Source organism: Clostridium sp. 1001283B150225_161107_B6 (assembly GCF_015556325.1).
Taxonomy (GTDB): domain Bacteria; phylum Bacillota; class Clostridia; order Lachnospirales; family Lachnospiraceae; genus Enterocloster.
Window position 1 is genome coordinate 214,331 of the sequence record NZ_JADNMD010000005.1, and the last position, 17,680, is coordinate 232,010.

Here is a 17,680-nt window from a genome sequence, read left to right on the forward strand (position 1 = left end):
CTAAGGGCATAAAGCAGGTATAACGGAACCAGCTCCGGTATAAAGATTATGTAAAGATTCTATAAAGATACAGTCATTTATTTCAAAGATATGGTATACTGTCCAGGTAGACAATGAAGGAGGTTTTTCAATCCATGACCCGTTCCCGCATTCTTGACATCCTAAAGACCGCAGCAGTTCTGGCCGCAGCCACTGTCATCGGATTCCTGCTGGAATCCCTGGGCCTGTCCCAGGCCAATATCATTACCGTATATATTCTGGGAGTCCTGGTGGTGGCGGCAGTCACAGCCAGCCGCTGGTACAGCATCAGCGCATCCCTGGCCAGCGTACTGCTGTTCAATTACATATTTACAGAGCCCATGTTCGTCCTGAAGGCAGAGGACGCCGGCACCCAGCTGACCCTGCTGATTACGTTCCTGGCAGCCGTATTCACCAGCTCCTACACGGTGCAGATTAAGGAAAAGGCCAGGCTTTCCCAACAGGATGCCTACCGCTCCAGTGTAATTCTGGACACCAGCCAGCTGCTCCAGAAAGCAGCCACCCCGGCAGATATCCTGTCCTGCACCGCCCGGCAGCTGAACAAGCTGCTTAAGAGGGATATCACCTGCTTTGAACAGGATGGCGCCGGACTTAAGTCCCCTCTGTGTTTCCGTGAGTACTCATCCCCGGTAACAGGGCGCGGTCCGTCCCCGGACACCTTAGAGGAACTGACCGCTGCCCGGAGATGCTTTCAGGAAGGGAAGGAAACAGGGGCTTCCACCGGTCTGTTCCCCTCTGCAGCCTACCATTTTCTGCCTCTCCAAAGCTCCGGTGCTGTTTACGGCGTCATAGGCATCCTGGCGGGTGATACGCCTCCCGGCGAATTTGAAAACAGCATGGCCGTGGCCATCACAGGCCAGTGCTCCATGGCGCTGGAAAAAGAATATATTTCCAGGAAGCGGGAGGAGGAGGCAGCCATGGCCCGGGCTGAACAGCTCAGAAGCAATCTGCTGCGCTCCATTTCCCACGACCTGCGCACCCCTCTCACCAGCATTTCCGGCAATGCCGGGGTCCTGATGAGCGACGGCGAAAGCCTTGCAGCCGAACACCGGAACCGGATATACAGGGACATATACGATGATTCCATGTGGCTTATCAATCTGGTGGAAAACCTTTTGTCCATCACCCGCATGGAGGGGCAGGGCGTCCACCTGCACATGGAAACCGAGTTGCTGGAGGAAGTCATAGACGAAGCAATGCGCCATATCAACCGGCGCCACGAACACCACACCATCAAGGTAAAGCAGGAAGGGGACTATATTCTGGCCGACATGGACGCCAGGCTAATCATACAGGTCATAACCAACCTGGTGGACAATGCCGTCAAGTACACGCCGGAGGGTTCCGTCATCACGGTGAACAGCCGCCAGGAGGGCGGCTCTGCTGTCATTGATGTCAGTGACAACGGGCCCGGAATCCCCGATGAGTCAAAGGAAAAGATTTTTGAGATGTTCTACACCACCGGCCACAAATCCGCGGACGGAAAGCGCGGCATGGGGCTGGGACTGCCCCTTTGCAGGGCTATACTGAGCGCCCACAAGGGCACCATAGAAGTATTGGACAACAAACCCGCCGGAAGCATTTTCCGGCTTATCTTACCAGCCAAGGAGGTATCCTTACATGAATAAGCCATCCATCCTGATTATAGAGGATGACAAAGCAGTGAAAAACCTCATCGCCACTACCCTGGAGATGCACGATTACCATTATACATGGGCGGATAAGGGGGAACAGGGCATACTGACCGCTGCCTCCCAGAGACCGGACATCATTCTGCTGGATTTGGGGCTTCCGGATATGGACGGAGTGGATGTGATTCTCAAAATCCGTTCCTGGACCAATACCCCCATCATTGTCATCAGCGCCAGAAGCGAGGACAGCGACAAGATAGCTGCCCTGGATGCCGGAGCCGACGACTATCTGACCAAGCCGTTTTCCGTGGATGAACTTCTGGCCAGACTCCGTTCCACCCAGAGACGGTTAAGCTACATGCAGTCCCTGGAGGAGGTGCAGACATCCCTGTTTACCAACGGCGGGCTGACCATTGACTATGCGGCCGGATGCGCCTGCCTGGACGGGGAGGAGCTGCACCTGACCCCCTATGAGTACAAGCTCCTCTGCCTCCTTGCCCACAATGCGGGAAAGGTCCTGACCCATTCCTACATAACCAGGGAAATATGGGGCGCTGCCTGGGAAGGGGACGTTGCCTCCCTCCGCGTCTTTATGGCCTCCCTGCGCAAGAAGATAGAAAAAAATCCCTCACAGCCCCAGTACATCCAGACCCACGTGGGAGTGGGGTACCGGATGCTGAAGCAGTAAGGGATTCTTAGAACCGCAATATCATTTATGTCATAAAGCCTTTTAAAGCCCAGTCATATGTGTCCATGGCCTGCTGGAAGCCCACGTCTGCCCGTTCCCTGGCAGCCGCGGCATCCATGTAGGCCGCTTTTGCCTCCAGATATTCCTGGCGTGACAGCATTCCCAGGGCCAGCTTGTTGGATGCCGCCTGAAATGCGGCTTCCTGGGACGCCATAGATGTAGAAGCGCTGGTCCAGAGTGTCTGGCTGGCCAGGACTTCCTGGTACAGGGTATCCATCTGGCCGTACATTGCCTCCTCACTCTGATGGATATCCCTCTGACGGGCGTGGAGTTCCTTGTTGGAGCTGGCTCCCCCGCTCCTCTGTTCCCTCAGGGAATAATTGTTTCCCAGTGCGCGCCATTTGTCGGTGCTGCCGCCCATTTCCAGGACCCGGTCCGGCTGCGGCGCGGGCATGGGGCCAATTTCTGCCTGGGAGCCTTCCGGATACCCGGTCAGGATAAACAATTCCTTCTTCACCCGTTCCATCTCATCCCGTACAGCCTTTGCCTTGGCAGCCGCTGCCTCAGCCTCCTTCCCCGCCTGGTCCGCCTGGGCCCCAGAAGCGCTTCCTGCCTGTACCTGGCGCTGCAGCTTCTCATACTGGCTCTGTTTCCACTCAGCCTGCGCCAAGGCAGCCTCCTGGTCCGCCTTAAGGGTATTGTAGGTGCCCATCAGGTTCTGGGCCGTCCAGAGCACGGTGTCCTCCATCCTGCGCAGGGACATGGATGCCGAACTGCCCTGGGCCGAACGAATCTGCTTATCCATATCCTTGGCAGCATCCTCCAGTGTCTTGGCCTGGGACCGGTACTGGCTGGCGCCGTCCATGTCCCCCTCCTTCTCCAAATCCTCAGCTTCTTCTCTCAGAAGCCGTCTGGTTTCCATGATATCCTGCCTGGCGTTCTCATACCGCGCCAGCCGGCTGTCATACCGGGCCTGTTCCATCTGTATCTGGGGACTGTAGGCTTTTACCAGTGTCTCCAGTTCCTCATAGCGGATGACGTCCGGCATTTCCTCTGCACGGACCTCAAGGGGATACATGCCTGCAAGGAGAATGCAGATGCAGAGCAGAACACATTTTTTCATCATACCCTATGCCCCCTCTGTCTGTGCAAGGCCGTTGACCGCCCACCTGTAATCCTCCAGGGCCTGCCTGTACTTAAGCCCTGCTGTGTCGCATGCGGACTGGCTGGCGGCCATGGTTCCCTGCTGCTGTGTGTATTCATTTTTGGAAATCATACCCAGACTGTATTTGCGCTCCGCTGTAAGAGCGCCGGTGCGGGCCAGCTCCAGCTCGCCTGCAGCCTGTTCATAGTCAGCCCTGGCCTGCTCCAACAGCTTATACCTGGCCTCCACATCCGCCTCAATCTGCCTGCGTCCTGTCTCCACCTTCTGATTCATCACATCCCACTGGGTTCCGTTCCCTGTAAACGTAAGACGGCGCTCATTGGCAGTCTGGGTGTAGTTCTGTTCCAGGGCCCTTTCCTTATCCAGCTCCAGGTCTATCCGGTCCATTTCATCTGCATCCGGCACAGGCACTTCCCTGATATCCGGCTGGGCGTCGTGGTCCCATCCGGTCATGACGCACAGCTCCCTGCGCAGTCCGTCCCGTTCCCTGTCATTGGTCTTAAGGGCTGCCTGGGCCGCCTCCATCTTTTCCCGGGCCGCCAGCAGCTCAGCCTCTGTGGCCATGCCCTGTCCTGCCTTCACTGCCATGGCTTCATACTTTGACCTGGTCTGGTTCACATCCTCCTCCAGGGCAGGGCGCGCCTTGGCCTTCTGCCAGTAGGATATCATCTTTGTCTGGGCATCTTTTACAAGGACGGCCTCCTGCCTGTCATATTCCAGCTTTTTCACCCGTCCGTCCTCGTTCTGGGAGTCTGCCAGCTCCTGGTTCTGTTCCGCCTGAAGGCGGGCATTTATGGCTCCCACCGCTGTTCCCGCATATGCCGGCTGGTCTTCATTGACACTATCCATCATCTTGTCGCTGGAATCATAAAGCCTGTCGGCAATGTCCTGATAGGCATTCTTCATTTCATCATGGTCCTTACCCCTGTATTCATCGTATTCCAGGCGGTTATTAATGACCGTGGCATTGTACTCATGTATCAGGTCAGCCAGTTCCCCGTATTCCAGCACATCGTCCCTCAGCGCAGCCCATTTTTCCGCAGAATAGGCAAACTCCGGGCTGGCCCATGCCGTTGCCGGCCCAAGTATGCCCGGAACCGGGGCCAGCATCAGGGCCAGGCCCACGGCTCCTGCCTTTTTCCATGTACCGTTTATCCGTCTCACTTGCTTTCCTCCTGTCTGATTCTTGGTTTCCCTGGCGGGATTTGGATTTCCCCTGCTTCGGCTCCAGGTTTCCGCTGATGAAATTCCCGCCTATTCATAGCGCAGCGCATCTATAGGGTCTGCCTTTGCCGCCTTGGAGGCAGGGTACAGCCCAAAGAAAATGCCGACCACGGCTGAGAATGACACCGCGACCACAATAACACCTGGTTTTATGACAACTGCAAATCCCAGCAGCAGACCGCCCAGGGATACGGTTCCCACTCCCAGTATGACTCCGATGATGCCGCCGCAGGCTGACAGGATGGCCGATTCCGTCAAAAACTGGACCAGCACATCCCCGGTCCTTGCGCCCAGGGCTTTCCGGATACCGATTTCCCTGGTGCGCTCCGTCACGGACACCAGCATGATGTTCATGATGCCGATGCCGCCTACCAGCAGTGAGATGGCTGCAATGCCGCCCACTGCCATGGACAGGTTGCCCATCATGCTGTCCACCGAGGTCATTTCCTGCATGGCCGTGTACATGTACATATCCTCCGGCTCCCTGCCGTGCATCTTGGCCGCATACGCCTTAAACTGGCTGAAGAACTGGTCCAGGTTCACATCGTCCTTTGCATACACATGGAGCTGGTAAAAATAGTCATTGGGCCAGGTCAGAAGGGTATAGGGTATGAAGGCCGACCCCTTGTCACTGCTGCCGCCCATCATCAGGGCCTGAAGGGCGTTTTGTTCCTTGCGGTACACGCCCACCACCGTAAAGTCATCGGTGGAGCCATATAAGGTGGTGCGGAAGGACCGTCCCACTGCATTCTCAGTGCCGAACAGCATCTGGGCGCTCTTGGTGTCCATGACCACATTCTTTCTTCTGCCCAGGATATCCCCCTGGTTGAGGTAACGGCCGTACACCACGTTCACCGGCTGGACGTCCTGGTAATTGTAGTCAATTCCCTGATAATCAAATTTAATCTTTGTCCGCTTGTACTCCGCATCGCTGCTGGTATAGGCGTTGCTGTCTATATAGGCAATCTGGTCCTTAAAGGCCTCCCTGGCCCGTTCCATCTCATCCAGGGTAAAATAATCGCTCTGCCGCGTATCATCCAGCCAGTAACCAACGGAAACATAGGCCTGGGTAATACCCACGTCCTTATACAAATCCGAGAAAAGCCCCCGCATGGTATCTCCAATGGATACAATGGCTATGACGGAACCAATGCCGATAATGATTCCCAGCATGGTCAGGGCGGAACGCATCTTATTGGAACGGATGGCTGAAAATGCCATTTTCATATTTTCAATCAGCATCCTGCTGCCCTCCCTTCCCCTTCTCTGAGGCGCCGCGGGCTGCATTCAGCCTGTCGCTCTGTATCTGTCCGTCGCTGAACCGTATGATACGGTGGGCAAAGGCAGCTATATCCTCCTCATGGGTGACCAGCACCACGGTGGCCCCTTCCTGGTGAAGCCTGGAAAACAGCTCCATGATTTCCACCGAGGATGCGGTGTCCAGGTTTCCTGTGGGCTCGTCTGCCAGAATCAGAGGCGGTTCATTGGCCAGGGCCCTGGCTATGGCGACCCTCTGCCTCTGGCCTCCGGACAGCTCGTTGGGCATGTGTTCCTTCCTTGCCCCCAGTCCCACCCGTTCCAAAAGCATCTGGGCCCTGGCCGCCCGTTTGGCCTTGGGCACCCTGGCATAGGTCATGGGCAGCTCCACATTCTTTAGGGCCGATGTCCTGGATATCAGATTAAAGGACTGGAATACAAACCCTATTTTCCGGTTCCTGATATCGGAGAGCTGATCCGGCGTCATGTCCGCCACATCAATGCCGTCCAGGTAATAGTGTCCCAGGGTAGGACGGTCCAGACACCCAAGTATATTCATCAGGGTGGACTTTCCGGACCCGGAGTGTCCCATAATGGCCACAAACTCCCCCCGCTCAATGGTAAGGTTTATCTTTTTAAGTCCCAGTACCTTGATGGCGCCGGTATCATATATCTTCACCAGGTTCTCCAGCTTAATCAGAGGTCCGTCACAGACCATTTCCTGCGTCTGCCTGTCCCTGTGCAAAAACTTTATCCACTTATTCATACAGCGCCTCCTGCTACTGGGTAATCAGCACGGCTGCGCCGTCCACCAGATGCGGGCCCGGATTGGAGATAACCTGCATCCCTTCTTCCAGCACCGTATCGTCCGTGGGGATAACCTCCACCACCACGTCGCCGTCCACGCCCGTGGTCACAGGTATGCGTCTGACCTTCATATCCTGCACAATGGCTATGTATGTCACTTCCCCGTCGTCGAAAAGTGCCGATGAAGGAACCGTGAACACATCCTTTGCCTCCCTGATTAAAAGTTCCGCCTTTGCCGTGATTCCTGCGATGAGCTTCGAGCTTCCGCCGTCCACCCGTATGGTGGTGGGGATAACCCGCTCCGTGGAGCCGCCGCCCTTTTCCTCGCCTGTGGGTGATATCTTTATAACCTGGCCTTCCGCTGTCTCTCCGTCCAGGATATCTGCTGTGATGGTCGCCATCTGACCTACCTTTACCTTGCCGATGGAAAACTCGCTTACCTTGATTTCCAGTTCCAGCTGCTCCAGGTTCTCGATGCTGAGAATGGGCTTATCATCCTCCACCTTATCCGCAAACTGACCCACCTTGGAATTGACACGGACCACGGTGCCGTCAATGGTGCTCTTTATCTGGGTATTATCCAGTTCTTCTTTTTTCTTCTCCAGGTCAAAGGCTGCGTTCTGTATCTGGATACCGTAGGACGCGTCAGCAACACCACGCCCGTTTTCCACCGTGTAGCCCTCCATCTGCCTTCTGGCGTCATTCAGTGCATTGGCGCTGGCTTCCAGCTCCATCTGGGAGATGTCGCCTGTGGCAAAAAGCTGGCTGTTCCTGCTGTGGTCCAGGCTGGCCTTCTGGAAATCCTGGACTGCCTTTTCGTATCCCAGGGCTGCCTCTTTATCCTTTTCCTGCTTATTAGCCACCGCAAGGTCGTAGGCGTTCTGGGCAATCTGCACCTCCCGTTCCAGGTCCGTGCTGTCCACAACAGCCAGTACCTGTCCCTTTGTAACGGTATCCCCTTCCTTTACATTCATGGCCGTGATTTCCGCATGGATATTGGACACCACGTCCACGCTGTCTGTGCCTGATACAGGACCGCTGACCGTAAGCTTTTCCTGAATATCCTGCTTTGAAAGGGACATTACGGCAACCGGAATTCCCATCTCCTTCTTTCCCCCGGACATACGGGAGAAACCGAATAAAACCACTGCCGCCAGTATCAGGACCGTGATTATCTTCCGCTTCCGGCTGAACCCCTTAAAGCGCCGGACAGGATGAAAGCCTCCCTCCGATGCCCTGTTTCCGGCCTTATGCTTTTTCTTCTTTTTCTTACCGTTTCCTTCCGGCTCCGGAGCCATCAGCTCCTCCACACGGCGGTCAATCTCCTCTGCCTCCGGCACGCCCTCCAAAACCTGGACTTCCTCAGAATCACCAGCTTTTTTCTCTGTTCCCATGACTCCCTCCTTAATGCCTGCTCAAACTGTATTATTTATATTAATACAGTTATATCACACATGGCATACTTATACAACAAAAATAAACACCAATACCACTGTTGTTCATTTAATAAGGCTATTATAGAGGTTTCCCATAAATATTTCATCCAGTATTTTCATAACATTTCATAAATGAAAACGAAAGATTTACTTAAGGATGGAATCCGGCCATGGAAAAAAGGCGGCCGGACCCTGTATCCCAGGTATTTCCTGCCGCCCTTGACGGGTGGGACATATTCCTCCGCCCCAGTCTATTCCTCACAATGCAATCTGTTTCCTGCCATGCAATCTATTCTTCCCCTGCAATCTCATTCTTACCCTGCAATTGCTGCCCTGAGGCGTTTCATCATCTCGTCCACATCCGCCCTTTCAATCACCAGGGGCGGAACAAAACGGATGATGTTGGCCCCGGCGCTGATTAATACCAGCTTCTGCTCCAACAATGCTTTGGACACAATGGGGCCTGCCGGTACCGAGAACTCCAGTCCCTGAATCAATCCCCTTCCCCGGTGTCCCCTGATGCAATCCAGCTCCTCTGCCAGCTCCTCCAGCTTCTCGTAGAGATAGGCGCCAATCTCCTTTACATGGTCCGTGATACGGCGCTTCTCAAAAATATCCAGCACCGCGCTGGCTCCCGCTGTCACCAGAGGATTGCCGCCATAGGTGGTGCCGTGGTCCCCCGGCACCATGGCCCCGGCTGCCCGGCCCCATGCCAGGAAGGCGCCTATGGGCAGGCCGTTTCCCAGGGCCTTGGCCACTGTCATCACATCCGGTTTCACACCGTAATGCTGCCAGGCAAACATTTCTCCGGAACGGCCCATGCCGCACTGGATTTCATCCAGTATCAGCAGCAGGTCGTGTTCATCGCACAGGGCCCTGACGCCTTTTATGAATTCCTCCGTAGCCGGATAGATGCCTCCCTCTCCCTGGATGGTTTCCATAATTACCGCACAGGTCTTGCTGTTAATCAGCTTTTTTACGCTGTCCAAATCATTGAAATCAGCAAAGCGGATTCCCGGAACAAGGGGCTTAAAAGGCTCCTGGTAATGGGCATTGCCTGTAACGGACAGGGCTCCCAGGCTTCTTCCGTGGAAGGAATGATTCATGGCAATGATTTCCCCTGTCATGTCCGGCTCTGCATCCCCGCACCCGTCGCAGCCGTCTCCCATGGTTTCATGGAGTTTGTTGTAATGATAGCGCTTTGCAATCTTAAGAGCCCCCTCAATGGCTTCGGTGCCGCTGTTGGTAAAGAACACCTTATCCATCTGCGATGCCTGAAGCAGCTTTTCACCTGCATCAATAGAGGGCTGGTTGTAGAACAGGTTGGAGATATGGGTCAGCCTGTGCAGCTGGTCCTCCACTGCCTTTGTATACTCCTCATCCCCATATCCCAGCGCCATGACAGCAATACCCGCGCCAAAATCCAGGTACTCCCTGCCCTCTGTATCGTAGAGCTTCACTCCCTCCCCGTGGTCAAACACCACAGGGAACCGGTTATATACCTTATAAAGGGCCTGTTCCGCCCGTTCAATCAACTGTTTCTCAGCCATGATAATACCTCTCGTCTTCTTGGGAATTATAGATAGCGGTTCCAATACCCTTGTCGGTAAAGATTTCCAGCAGCAGACAGTGTGGGATACGGCCGTCCAGGATATGCACCCTGGATACGCCGTTCTTTATGGCATTGATGCAGTTTTGAAGTTTGGGAAGCATTCCGCCGCCCAGCATTCCGCTGTCCACAAAGCTCTGGGCCTCCTCCACCGTCATCTCGGATATAAGGGAGGACTTATCCTCGTAGTCCTTATATACGCCCTCCACATCCGTGAGGAAGGCCAGCTTTTCCGCCTCCACGGCCGTGGCAATGGCGCAGGCCGCGTCGTCCGCATTGATGTTGTAGCTGAGGAAATCCTCATCAAAGCCAATGGGGCAGATAATGGGCAGGAAATCCTTTTCCAGCAAATCATAAATGATTTTGGGATTCACTTCCTCCACGTCGCCCACAAACCCGATGTCCTCGCCGCCGGCATATTTCTTATGGCATTTAAGCATCATTCCGTCCTTGCCGCTGATTCCCACCGCCTTGATGCCCAGCTCATTGACCAGCTGCACCAGGCTCTTATTCACCTTATTGAGAACCATCTCGGCAATCTCCATGGTAGGTTCATCCGTGACCCTGAGACCGTTTTTAAACTGGGCCTCCATCCCCACCTTGCCCACCCAGCGGCTGATTTCCTTCCCGCCTCCGTGTACAATAATGGGCTTAAAGCCAACCAGCTTAAGCAGTACCACATCCTGAATCACCTTTTTCTTAAGTTCCTCATCCACCATGGCGCTTCCGCCGTATTTCACCACCACGATTTTCCTGTTAAAACGCTGGATATAGGGCAGTGCCTCAATGAGCACCGCCGCCTTCTGCATAGGTTCCAAATTCATTCACATACTCCTCTCGTTATGAGCACTTAGCGCCTGTCCTTTAGGCGCTTACGTGCGATACATGACGCTGGCACTTAGCGAGGTCTTCCACGAGCTTAGTGCAGCGGCCCGTTATGAGCACTTAGCGCCTGTCCCTTAAGCGCTTACATGCGATACATGACGCTGGCACTCAGCGCCCATATTATGAACGGTAATCCGCATTAATCCTGACATAATCAAAGGTCAGGTCGCAGCCCCATGCAGTGGCATGGGCGTCCCCCATCCCGATATCGGCCACAGCGGTCACCTCCGGCTCTGACAGAATCCGGGTGGCCTGTTCCTCGCTGTAGTCCACGGCCACGCCGTCCTTTATAATCTGCATCTTCCCTGCCGCGCTCTCAAAATACAGGTCCACTTTTTCCGGGTCAAACTGTGCCCCTGAGTAGCCCATGGCGCAGAGTATCCTGCCCCAGTTGGCGTCATGGCCAAAGATAGCTGCCTTGGTAAGGCTGGAACAGATTACAGACTTAGCCAGGACCTTAGCCTGTTCCTTTGTCTCAGCTCCCACCACCTTTACCTCAAACAGCGCGGTGCAGCCCTCGCCGTCGCCCGCCATTTTTTTGGCCAATGTCTCGTTCACAATCCTTAATGCCCGGCAGAAAGTCTGGTAATCCTCATCCTTTGTTGTGATTTCCCTGTTGCCTGCCAGCCCGTTTGCCAGAAGAAGGACCGTGTCATTGGTGGAGGTATCCCCGTCCACGGAAATCATGTTGTATGTATCCTGGATGTCCTGGCTAAGGGCCTCCTGGAGCAATTCCTTGCTGATGGCCGCATCCGTTGTCACAAAGCTTAACATGGTGCACATGTTGGGGTGAATCATGCCGGAGCCCTTGCACATGCCGCCCATGGTCACGGTGGCTCCCCCCAGTTCAAACCGGACAGCCACCTCCTTGTTCTTTGTATCCGTTGTCATGATGGCCCTGGATGCCTTGGTTCCGCTCTCCAGGCTCTTGTCCAGCAGCGGAGCCATGGCCATGACTCCCGCCGTAATCCTGTCCATGGGCAGCTGCATGCCAATGACTCCCGTGGATGCCACCAGGACGCTTTCAGCGGGAATTCCCAGGGCAAGGGCCGCCGCATCGGCTGTCTGCCCGCAGTATCCCATGCCCTCCTCTCCGGTGCAGGCATTGGCAATTCCCGCGTTAATGACCACCGCCTGGGCAGGAGCCCCGCTTGTAACCTGGTTTTTATCCCATTTAACAGGAGCTGCCTTCACAATATTGGTGGTGAAGGTGCCTGCCGACTTACAGGGCTCCTGGCTGTAAATCATTGCCATGTCCTGACGGTCCCTGTATTTGATTCCGGCTGCCGCAGAAGCAGCCTGGAAGCCCTTGGCAGCCGTGACGCCGCCGGTTATAATTTTGATTCCCATACTTGACTCATCCATCTCTCTGGTTCCTCCATTTATCTCCATACCTTTATGTCATATGGCGGTGCGCCGGCCTTTGTACCGGTGCGCCGCCGTGTTATCTTACCGCACAAAACGGGTGATGTTTTCCTCATTCAGTATGAATTCGTATGTATTCACATCCTCCCGTTCCCGCCACCCGATTCCCTGCCAGAAGGCGTTTCCCACCTCGTTATCCTTAAATGCAATCAGGCTGATTTTGCTGACTCCTTCCTTCTGCAGGGCCTCCATGGCAGTGCGCACCATACGGTATCCAACGCCGTGCTTCCTGTATCCCGGCGCCACGCACACGTGATAAAAACAGCCGGTCCTGCCGTCATGGCCGCAGAGGATGTTTCCTATGATATGTCCGTTCTGGACAGCCACCACGCTGGTAGTGGGATTCCTTCTGAGGAAGCGCTCCACCCCCTCCCGGGAATCGTCAATGCTTCTGATTCCAAAGCCCTTGATTTCTGTCCACAGGTCGTAAACCTGGTCATAATCCGCTATGGTCATTTCGCGGATAAGGATATCCATCGTACCTGCCATGTTTTCATGTTTCCTTTCTTTTTCCCTCTGTTATTCTCTCAGGGGTGTCCTTAAACCAGCCTCCCGGACCATCAGGGGAACATGGGAATCTGCTTCAGTCCCGTATTCTCCGGCAGGCCGAACATCAGGTTCATGTTCTGGATGGCCTGGCCCGCTGCTCCCTTAACCATGTTGTCAATGGCTCCCATCATCACCACCCGGCTGGTCCTGGGGTCTATCTTAAAATTCACGTCCGCAAAATTACTTCCCTCCACCCAGCGGGTCTGGGGAACCACATCCTTATCCAGGACACGGACAAAATATTCATCTGCATAATATTTGTCGTACACAGCCTTTACCTCCTCGTAGGACACTTCCCTTGTAAGGGAGGCGTAGGCTGTCACCAGGATGCCGCGGTTCATGGGCACCAGGTGAGGGGTAAAGCTGATAGTTACCGGCTTTCCCGCCGCATAGGACAGCTGTTCCTCAATCTCCGGCGTATGTCTGTGGGAGGCCACGCCGTAAGCCTTAATGTTTTCATTGACCTCACAGTACAGGCTGTCCACCTTGCTGCCCCTGCCCGCGCCGGATGTACCGGACTTGGCGTCGATGATGATGGTATCAGGGTCAATGAGCCCTTCCTTTACCAATGGATATACTGACAGGAAGGAACAGGTGGGGAAACATCCCGGATTGGCAATGAGCCTGGCCTTCTTCACCTTTTCCCGGTTGATTTCAGGCAGTCCGTAAACGGCTTCACCGATGAACCCGGGGGATGCATGGGTCAGCTTATACCATTTTTCGTAAACCGACACATCCTTAATACGGAAATCAGCACTTAAATCAATGACCTTTACCTTAGATAATATGTCTTCGTCCACCAGGGATGCGCACAGGCCCTGGGGCGTTGCGGTAAACACCACGTCCACCTGGTCTGCCAGCGCCTTCATATTATCATCCATACAAGCATTGTCCACGATTTGGAACATGTTCTGGTAAATGGATGCATATTTCTGGTCTATGTAGCTTCTGGAACCATACCATTTAATCTCTATGTCATCCCTCTGGAGCAGGAGCCTTGCCAGCTCTCCTCCCGCATATCCTGTGGAACCAATGATACCTGCCTTAATCATATCCATATCTCCTTATATTTATAAATATTGGCTGCTGCCTTCATTATAGTCAGTTTTTCTTTAAATGAAAAGAAGCATTTCCATGAACCTTATTTTCCGGTCCCCTTATGGATTTCATAATTATACATTATAAATGCATAATATGCAACATCTTTTAAATATTTTTATTTAGTGCTTGCATTTTATCACATAATGTTGTATATTTATGAAAGTTCAATCAGTACAGCAATCTCAGGAGGATATTAATATGAAAGAAAAAGTAGTTTTAGCTTATTCCGGCGGACTGGATACCACCGCAATCATTCCGTGGTTAAAGGAGCATTTTGGTTATGAAGTCATCTGCTGCTGCATTGACTGCGGCCAGGGCAGTGAATTGGACGGCCTGGATGAGAGAGCCAAATTATCCGGGGCTTCCAAATTATATATTGAAGATTTAGTGGATGATTTCTGTGACAACTACATCATGCCCTGTGTAAAGGCAAATGCAGTATATGAAAACAAATACCTCTTAGGCACCTCCATGGCCCGTCCTGCCATTGCCAAGAGACTGGTTGAGATTGCACGCAAGGAAGGCGCCTCAGCCATCTGCCACGGCGCCACCGGCAAGGGCAATGACCAAATCCGCTTTGAGCTGGGCATCAAGGCCCTGGCTCCGGACATCAAAATCATTGCTCCATGGCGTATGACCGATGTATGGACCATGCAGTCCAGGGAGGATGAGATTGAATACTGCAAGCAGCACGGCATTGACCTGCCCTTCTCAGCAGACAGCAGCTACAGCCGCGACAGGAACTTATGGCATATCAGCCATGAAGGCCTGGAGCTGGAGGACCCGTCACAGGAGCCCAATTACGAGCACCTGCTTGTGCTTGGCGTAACGCCTGAAAAGGCGCCGGACCAAGGCGAGTACGTGACCATGACCTTTGAGAAAGGCGTTCCCACCAGCGTGAACGGACAGAAAATGAAGGTTTCCGATATCATCCGCAAGCTAAATGAGTTGGGCGGAAAACACGGCATCGGCATTGTGGATATCGTGGAAAACCGCGTGGTGGGCATGAAGTCCCGCGGCGTGTATGAGACGCCAGGCGGAACCATTCTTATGGAAGCCCACCAGCAGCTGGAAGAACTTGTATTAGACCGCGCCACCATGGAGACTAAGAAAACCATGGCCGACAAGATGGCGCAGATTGTTTACGAGGGCAAGTGGTTCACGCCTCTGCGCGAGGCTGTTCAGGCATTTGTGGAGTCCACCCAGGAATATGTGACAGGCGAAGTGAAATTCAAACTGTATAAGGGCAACATCATCAAGGCCGGAACCACATCCCCATACTCCTTATACAGCGAATCCCTGGCTTCCTTCACCACAGGCGACCTGTATGACCATCATGACGCAGACGGCTTCATCACCCTGTTCGGACTGCCCCTTAAGGTCAGGGCCATGAAAATGGCTGAGGTGGAATCCGCCAAAAAGGGCCAGTAAATACGGCGTAAACAGAAAAGAAATGCCCCGGAGAGGTTGGATATTTCCAGCTCCGGGGCATTTTTCTTTCCTGCTTCTATAAGGTATTTAACCGCATTAATCCAGATGTATCCTGTTTTTCTCCACATCCAGCCCTTCCGGCATATTGATAATCCGAATCCTTCCGTCGGTGGTAACCGGCTCAAGCACCCCGTTTACACTGTGGCTTTCTATATAGGCAATCACAGCATCAATAATATTGGGCTGGTTCCTGGCCCAGTCCGTTATCTGCTGGTACTGCTGGTCATAGGCGTCCGTGTTCAGGTCAAAAAGCCGGCAGGCCGCCTCATTCTCCGGGTCAAATGTCTGGTAGACGGCAATGCCCTGGGGAAGCGCGGCAGGTTTATCCGGCGGAAGTATGGTGAATGCATCCCAGCTGTCGCTGCCCCCCAGCTCATAATCAGTGGTCGTGACCGTATACCAGGCCTCCGGGTCCACCGGCTCTCCGTTTGACAGGCGCACATCGCTGATTTCAGCCTTTCCCCCATATGCATTTTCCTCCACAGGCTCATAGGTAATGGTATAGGTAAAGCCGGAGGGTATCACCATGCCGCCGAACACGCCGGACTGGTCCGACCGCACTGCGTCAGTCAGGTTGTTGGTGGAAAGAATGGATATCAGGTTGGCGCCCTTGCAGCGCACGGTAACCACATGGTTGTTCAGACCATAGAGCATGGATGTGGCCAAATCAGACTCTGTTATCTCCCCTGCCTCCAGCTCCGCTGTCAGGGTGCCTGCATTGATGGCTGCCAGGTCTGCGCCTGTGTACTGGCGCAGGGCATCGGCCAGCAGGTTCCCCAGGGCTGATTCATTGGAACGTGAAAATATGCGCACATAATTGTACGCCTTATCTGTTTTTCCTATGACATGGTCCGGCACCTGGTAACGGTTTTTTCCTGTGGTGCGGTACTCCTCCAGTGCATCCAGCATCCCTTCGGTGCCGCCGACTTTCATGTAGGAGCTGGCTCCCTCCAGACCGGCATAATACTTCTGGCCGCACAGGTAATGGCGCAGGGCAAAGGTAAACAAATCTGAACCGTAAAACTGGTACGGGTTCTTTACAATGGAATTTTCCGTAAGGCACTGGTAAAACTCAGGATGGGTATCCTGAAAATAATCGTATTTTAATGTGTCATCCCGGCGGTAATAGGTGGTTGCGCCCACCGGAACCGTAGCACTGTAATATTCCGGCGCAAACTCCGTGGAGGCCACATATTCCAGATACAGGCGGCAGGCCTTTAGGACAGCCTCGTCTGTGATGTTCGCATTGATTCCCAGGTACCAGTCTCCATTGGTGGCCAGCCAGCGGTCCTCCTTTGTGCGGCCCATATAGGGTATGAATACAAAATCCCGGGCAGGCACCCATACCTGCCTGCCGTTCTTTTCAATTTTATAGCTTGGGACACCGTTCACATCCTTTATTTTTTCCTCAAAATGCATTGCGTAATCAACGTAGCTCACTGAGCACATGACTGCGTTTCCCCGAACCACTTCCCGCAGGTTCTGTTTGCTGCTCATCAGGAAGTCGCCGTTCTGGTACAGCCCAAGGCCTTCCAGCTCCTCAATCCCCCTGAGAACACGGGCAAAGGCCGGATTTTCAAAGGATACCTCCGCCGGATTATTCCGGTACCGGTTCAGCCACTGCACATATTCACTGTCCGTGTAAGCATCCAGCAGAAAGGGCATGGCCACCACTGCCGCAGCGTCATTGTAAAGCATCCCGAACGCATAGGCCCGCACCCCTGTCTCCTCCCTCTGCGCCTGAATCTGGCGGCAGAGTTCCATGAACTCCTCCTGGGTCCGGGGCATGCTGTATCCCAAATCCGTCAACAGCTGCTGATTCACCATCAGCCCTGAGATGTATCCGTTGCCCACAGGCAGCGCATACACCTTCCCCCCTACCTCTGCATCATTCAGGGCGCTAATCATGTAATTCTTCAAAAACGGTTCCGATGTCAAATCCTTCAGATAACCGCTCTGGACATAGGTATAATAATCCTGTGTATAGAGGATTTCCGGTCCCCCTCCGCTGCGCACGGCTGACAGCTGGGCATTTTCCATCTTAGGTCCGATTTCATAGGTGCTTTCTATTTTCACATCCGGCATGGTGCGGTGGATATATGCCTCAGCCTGCTCCGTATTGATGTTCTCACCCATGGTATTGTACACGTGAAGCACCACCGGCTCCTCAGCCGGCGCAGACCCGCTCTGCTGCTTATCCTCTGTGGCCGCAGTATCGCCCGGAGCCCCGCATCCGGTTGCAGCCCATATCAGCAGCAGTCCCAGAAGCAGTCCGATTCCCACCTGTTTCTTCATAATCCTTCTCCCTCTTTCCCGGGTATTTTGTCCATCGCCATGGCAGCCCAGGGACCCATCCCCCATCCGGCTCCCCAG

Annotated in this window: 14 protein-coding genes; 3 read left to right on the forward strand and 11 right to left on the reverse strand. The window is 53.9% G+C overall.

Translation table 11 applies throughout. The features are described 5' to 3' along the window. Positions 1-134 precede the first annotated feature (134 nt). Positions 135-1,667: an ATP-binding protein gene (locus I2H39_RS14405; RefSeq protein WP_195626782.1), complete on the forward strand. Its 1,533-nt coding sequence runs from the start codon at positions 135-137 to the stop codon at positions 1,665-1,667. After that, on the forward strand, positions 1,660-2,358 hold the full coding sequence (locus tag I2H39_RS14410) for a response regulator transcription factor (RefSeq protein ID WP_178331995.1): 699 nt from the start codon (positions 1,660-1,662) through the stop codon (positions 2,356-2,358). Before I2H39_RS14405 ends, I2H39_RS14410 begins: the two co-directional genes overlap by 8 nt. Positions 2,359-2,383: 25 nt before the next feature. On the opposite strand, the gene I2H39_RS14415 is transcribed toward I2H39_RS14410, so the two are convergent. The 10 genes from I2H39_RS14415 to argC all read right to left on the reverse strand — a co-directional run bounded on the left by I2H39_RS14415 (position 2,384) and on the right by argC (position 13,767). Then, the gene (locus I2H39_RS14415) at positions 2,384-3,484 is read right to left on the reverse strand and encodes a hypothetical protein (protein WP_195626783.1); all 1,101 of its coding nucleotides are present in this window, start codon (positions 3,482-3,484) and stop codon (positions 2,384-2,386) included. 3 nt (positions 3,485-3,487) lie between these two features. Beyond that, complete coding sequence (locus tag I2H39_RS14420) at positions 3,488-4,687, reverse strand: TolC family protein (protein WP_138310483.1); 1,200 nt, start codon at positions 4,685-4,687, stop codon at positions 3,488-3,490. Between the two features lie 90 nt (positions 4,688-4,777). Beyond that, the gene (locus I2H39_RS14425) at positions 4,778-5,989 is read right to left on the reverse strand and encodes an ABC transporter permease (RefSeq protein WP_138310484.1); all 1,212 of its coding nucleotides are present in this window, start codon (positions 5,987-5,989) and stop codon (positions 4,778-4,780) included. Continuing rightward, a complete protein-coding gene (locus tag I2H39_RS14430) occupies positions 5,979-6,722 on the reverse strand; it encodes an ABC transporter ATP-binding protein (RefSeq protein ID WP_347708588.1) in 744 nt (247 codons plus the stop codon). The genes I2H39_RS14425 and I2H39_RS14430 overlap by 11 nt, the downstream gene beginning before the upstream one ends. A gap of 61 nt (positions 6,723-6,783) precedes the next feature. Next, positions 6,784-8,205: an efflux RND transporter periplasmic adaptor subunit gene (locus I2H39_RS14435; RefSeq protein WP_195626785.1), complete on the reverse strand. Its 1,422-nt coding sequence runs from the start codon at positions 8,203-8,205 to the stop codon at positions 6,784-6,786. Between the two features lie 356 nt (positions 8,206-8,561). Beyond that, on the reverse strand, positions 8,562-9,797 hold the full coding sequence (locus I2H39_RS14440) for an aspartate aminotransferase family protein (protein WP_138310487.1): 1,236 nt from the start codon (positions 9,795-9,797) through the stop codon (positions 8,562-8,564). After that, on the reverse strand, positions 9,790-10,680 hold the full coding sequence (gene argB, locus I2H39_RS14445) for an acetylglutamate kinase (RefSeq protein WP_138310488.1): 891 nt from the start codon (positions 10,678-10,680) through the stop codon (positions 9,790-9,792). The genes I2H39_RS14440 and argB overlap by 8 nt, the downstream gene beginning before the upstream one ends. 181 nt (positions 10,681-10,861) lie before the next feature. Continuing rightward, the gene (argJ, locus tag I2H39_RS14450) at positions 10,862-12,085 is read right to left on the reverse strand and encodes a bifunctional glutamate N-acetyltransferase/amino-acid acetyltransferase ArgJ (RefSeq protein ID WP_347563872.1); all 1,224 of its coding nucleotides are present in this window, start codon (positions 12,083-12,085) and stop codon (positions 10,862-10,864) included. Between the two features lie 105 nt (positions 12,086-12,190). Next, on the reverse strand, positions 12,191-12,655 hold the full coding sequence (locus I2H39_RS14455) for a GNAT family N-acetyltransferase (protein WP_138310490.1): 465 nt from the start codon (positions 12,653-12,655) through the stop codon (positions 12,191-12,193). 71 nt (positions 12,656-12,726) lie between these two features. Then, positions 12,727-13,767 (reverse strand): N-acetyl-gamma-glutamyl-phosphate reductase, encoded by a 1,041-nt coding sequence (argC, locus tag I2H39_RS14460; RefSeq protein WP_138310491.1) that lies wholly within the window; start codon positions 13,765-13,767, stop codon positions 12,727-12,729. A 247-nt stretch (positions 13,768-14,014) separates the two neighbouring features. Between argC and I2H39_RS14465 the strand changes: the two genes are divergently transcribed. Further along, positions 14,015-15,247, forward strand: a complete 1,233-nt coding sequence (locus tag I2H39_RS14465) for an argininosuccinate synthase (protein WP_138310492.1) — start codon at positions 14,015-14,017, stop codon at positions 15,245-15,247. Between the two features lie 96 nt (positions 15,248-15,343). Here I2H39_RS14465 and I2H39_RS14470 read toward each other — a convergent pair whose 3' ends face one another. Then, positions 15,344-17,602: an extracellular solute-binding protein gene (locus I2H39_RS14470; protein WP_195626786.1), complete on the reverse strand. Its 2,259-nt coding sequence runs from the start codon at positions 17,600-17,602 to the stop codon at positions 15,344-15,346. Positions 17,603-17,680: the final 78 nt, after the last annotated feature.